The organism is Pseudomonas sp. RIT-562 (genome assembly GCF_026241895.1).
In the GTDB taxonomy this organism is placed as follows: domain Bacteria; phylum Pseudomonadota; class Gammaproteobacteria; order Pseudomonadales; family Pseudomonadaceae; genus Aquipseudomonas; species Aquipseudomonas mandelii_F.
On sequence record NZ_JAPJIV010000042.1, the window covers coordinates 1 to 3390 of the forward strand.

The 3390-nt window shown below is 52.0% G+C and carries 6 protein-coding genes; 2 read left to right on the top strand and 4 right to left on the bottom strand.

The annotated features are described in order from the left end of the window. Positions 1-312 precede the first annotated feature (312 nt). Complete coding sequence (locus ORL50_RS28595) at positions 313-723, top strand: response regulator (RefSeq protein ID WP_266020044.1); 411 nt, start codon at positions 313-315, stop codon at positions 721-723. A gap of 351 nt (positions 724-1074) precedes the next feature. Here ORL50_RS28595 and ORL50_RS28600 read toward each other — a convergent pair whose 3' ends face one another. Then, positions 1075-1341: a DUF1652 domain-containing protein gene (locus ORL50_RS28600; protein ID WP_266020047.1), complete on the bottom strand. Its 267-nt coding sequence runs from the start codon at positions 1339-1341 to the stop codon at positions 1075-1077. Between the two features lie 326 nt (positions 1342-1667). Here ORL50_RS28600 and ORL50_RS28605 point away from each other — a divergent pair, with 326 nt between their 5' ends. Beyond that, positions 1668-1916 carry a DUF6555 family protein gene (locus ORL50_RS28605; RefSeq protein ID WP_266020049.1) on the top strand — a complete coding sequence of 83 codons (249 nt, stop codon included), beginning with the start codon at positions 1668-1670 and terminating at the stop codon, positions 1914-1916. A 133-nt stretch (positions 1917-2049) separates the two neighbouring features. Here ORL50_RS28605 and ORL50_RS28610 read toward each other — a convergent pair whose 3' ends face one another. The 3 genes from ORL50_RS28610 to ORL50_RS28620 form a co-directional block, all read right to left on the bottom strand. Continuing rightward, positions 2050-2277, bottom strand: coding sequence for a PLD nuclease N-terminal domain-containing protein (locus ORL50_RS28610; protein WP_266020051.1), 228 nt, complete (start codon positions 2275-2277; stop codon positions 2050-2052). A 90-nt stretch (positions 2278-2367) separates the two neighbouring features. Beyond that, on the bottom strand, positions 2368-2814 hold the full coding sequence (locus ORL50_RS28615; protein ID WP_266020052.1) for a DUF421 domain-containing protein: 447 nt from the start codon (positions 2812-2814) through the stop codon (positions 2368-2370). Positions 2815-2821: 7 nt separating this feature from the next. Then, positions 2822-3340 (bottom strand): hypothetical protein, encoded by a 519-nt coding sequence (locus tag ORL50_RS28620; RefSeq protein ID WP_266020054.1) that lies wholly within the window; start codon positions 3338-3340, stop codon positions 2822-2824. Between the last annotated feature and the right edge of the window lie 50 nt (positions 3341-3390).

Below are 3390 nucleotides of genomic sequence, written 5' to 3' on the forward strand. Positions count from 1 at the left end.
CGATATTCCGGAGAGCGATAGCAGCGCAACACTGTTGACTACCTAAGTCTACCGGTAAGTGAAAAGGACGAGATGGTTCGGTTTTATACCGAAAACTCTCGTCCTTTTTTCATTTGGGGGAGCGATCCAAAAAAAGGCAGCGGTTTTCCACCCTGGTCGGCCTCGACTCTCCAGTTCGTTCAGGTACTGAAGACGATCTGTGATCTGGATCATCAATAGATTCGCAAGGTGCCACAAAATCCTGAAATGCGAATACACTCATAAACTGACTCATCATACGCCGACAGGTGCGCTCGGCTAAGGGATCTCGGATTGATCGTACAGTGGGAAGGTTTTTTGCCTATTGAAGGATCGGTGATCGTCATCGAGGACGATCCGACCTTGCGAACGCTGATGGAAGAAATCGTATCGGAGGTCGGCGGGAAGGCGATCTCCTTTGAGACTGCAGATGATGCGTTAACCTATTTGCTTCAAACTCATGAACAGTGTCGTTTGGTGATCGCAGACCACGGCGTACCTGGCCAGATCCAGGGGATCGAATTCATCGAGATGGTAAGTAGTCGATGGCCATCAATTGCAGCAATCCTGACCTCTGGATATTTGATAGATCCAGAAGCTGTTCCAGCCTCTAGCATCTATCTGCACAAGCCGTGGTCGCTGGATGATTTCGTGATCGCTATGGCGACGTTATTACAACCTGGTATCGCGATTCACAAAGCCTGACTTACAGGATCGGAGATGCGGAGGTACGTCGGGCTCGACTTTGTAACTTCTCTCATCAGAAGCTTTGTGAGCGCCTCCTCTATCTCATCAGCAGCGCCGTTTTTATGCTCCGTAAGCGACCACTGCCAGTAACGATCTGCCATCAGGCCGCCAACTGCTTCTGCACATAGTGCATCACAGCTCACACCCATCTTTGTGGCTGCCGCTATAACGGCTAGAAGTGCTTGCTCAAGTTGCTGTGTTCTATCGGAGGACACGGGACGGGCTCCATGAAAATGAAGCGATAGCATAGCCGATATCAGTTTGACATCAAAGCCAACCTTTCACGGATATCCTTGTGCATCGATCTGCTCAACGCTCTTGCGCTCTGCGCTCACTCGACTCGAAACTGGTTTTGCGCGCCGCCATCTCACTGCGCAGCTCGCCAATTAAACCGGCAATAGCTCTGCTAGACGTGAGCGCCGCAGTCGAAACCCCCGTCACCAAAAGCTCCACACTGCCTGTTGAAGGATCGGTAACCTTAATCATCAACGAGCCATCCGCATTTGTCGTGCATGAGCAGGACAATGGTAGGAAGCCACACTCAATGATATGTCGGAGCTCAAGAGCGGACATCATCGTATTCGTCCTAGGAGCAGTGTTCGTTGAGTGTTGTCCAAATGTGGTAGTAGTCAAAGATTTGCCACAGTATCATTCGACAAGGCATTTCAGGACTAATCAGCTGAAACGGTGCACCCACCTGAATACGCTGCCGAGCGGTGTTGGAAAACTTACGCATCGCTCTGACCGCTCTAGGGCGCTGCTGTACAGGGAGACGTATGAAACAATAGGGCGATTTCGACCTCAGGAAGGCATGAGGAGAGAAAGGCTCAAAGTAACGCTGAAAAACGTTGGAATTTTTTCGGCGCGCACCACTCTTTGCCTATGAGCGTAAGGAAGAACTCATGAGCCAACCAAATATTTTTGTTATCGATTACAAGCTTTATGGGCAGCCAAAGTCGTTCGTCATTCGCGCTAAGGCGATGCGTAATGTGGACGCATGGCACTGGGCGAGTTGCGACGCCGGTTTAGTACCGGTTCCTAAGCCTGGGAAACCGCCGCTGAAGGTCATGTCGAGACCTCAGGCGGAGCGGTTCGGAGTGACAGAAGTGAAATGGCGTGAGAGTGCAGCCTTAGTCTGGACGGAAGCGTAGGGATAACAGCGTCATCGGGTCACCAATAGCACGTCGAACGGGAACAGCCCCTCCAGATCCAGTGGGTGATGTGTGGACGTCTCTAAATGAGACTCGGTGACGGAGCTCTTACCGACACCGAGTCAGCGACTACCTACCCTTTGCTGTGTTCAGGCGACGATGGGCCTTCTTTGATTCCACGAGGCCCTGCAACACCCCAAACGATTAAACCAATGACTGGGAAGATGATAAGCCCGAGAGCCCAACCGGCTTTGACTCCCACCGTCTTGTCGCTTCGAAACACGCTAACAATCGCCCAAAGATCGACGAGCAGAATGATCACGGCGACAGCAATTGCGAAATAGCTGGTAGCTTCAGACATGATGTACCCCTCCTCAGATTGTTAATTCTTAGGCCTCTGACCTATCAGGGTGTTCCAAGTAAATGTCGGGACTCATGCGAGCCTCAGAAATTAATCCTCTCGGGCAATGATGGAAATCTTGCCGTTGCGCTCAATGATTGCGAACTTGATCTCCTCCAGCTTCTCTAACCCCTGACTGGATCGCGCAGCTTCCATGACGTCAGCTTCAACCAAACGAGCATGACGCAGTCGTTGATGAAGAAGCTTCCCGTTCTCGACAATGATCGTTGGTTCGCCATCGATCAGCCGTGATACCCAGCCGGAACGCTGTTTGAGCAGGGATAGGCCGACGTCGATCGCGATCAGCGTTACGATGACCAATATCCCGTTGGTCACGGAAAAGTCGTCGCCCAGCAGCGCTTGCTGAGTGGCCTCACCAATCATCATCAACAAGACGAAATCGAAGGTCGTCAGCTCGGCCAATGACCGTCGGCCGGCAATCTTGAAGAGCACCATGAGCGCCAAATACATCGCCGCTGCACGCAATACCGAATCCATAAGTCACCTAGGGGAATATGAACTGAGCGAGTTTTACATCGTTCGAACCCGGCAGAACGATTCGGCTGTGAAACAACCCAAGTCCATCGCCTCTCAGCGTAACGAACAACTCGGCCTGGCCTTGGGTATCGGTCTGAACCCATAACCTAATGCCTTGAGCAGAGCTCCGGGCACGCGCCGGTTCAGGTTGCAATGTCTCGATGCTGAACCCCTCCAGTATCTCTCCGGCCAGTTCCAGTTCAACCGTGGACTCCGGAGCGCCACTCACGCTGATTTTCATCGAGTTGGTTGAGCCGTAGCGATGAAACATCTCGTATTGCACTCTGATCCTGCCATCATCGCTGCGTACATCCCTGGTACTGAGCAGCCCACGGGAAAACAGCCCCGCCAGCCCTAACACCACCAGTAAAACCATCAGGTACCAACCACAGCGTTCAAAGCGCCAGACCTTTAGCTGGTAAGCCATGTCTTCGCGGACAGGGAATCTACGATTGTGCAAATCGGGATGTTCGTCATCCTCATTCATCAGGCTTACTCTCCTACGTTGAGTGTACGACGATGAAAATCAGGAAGCCT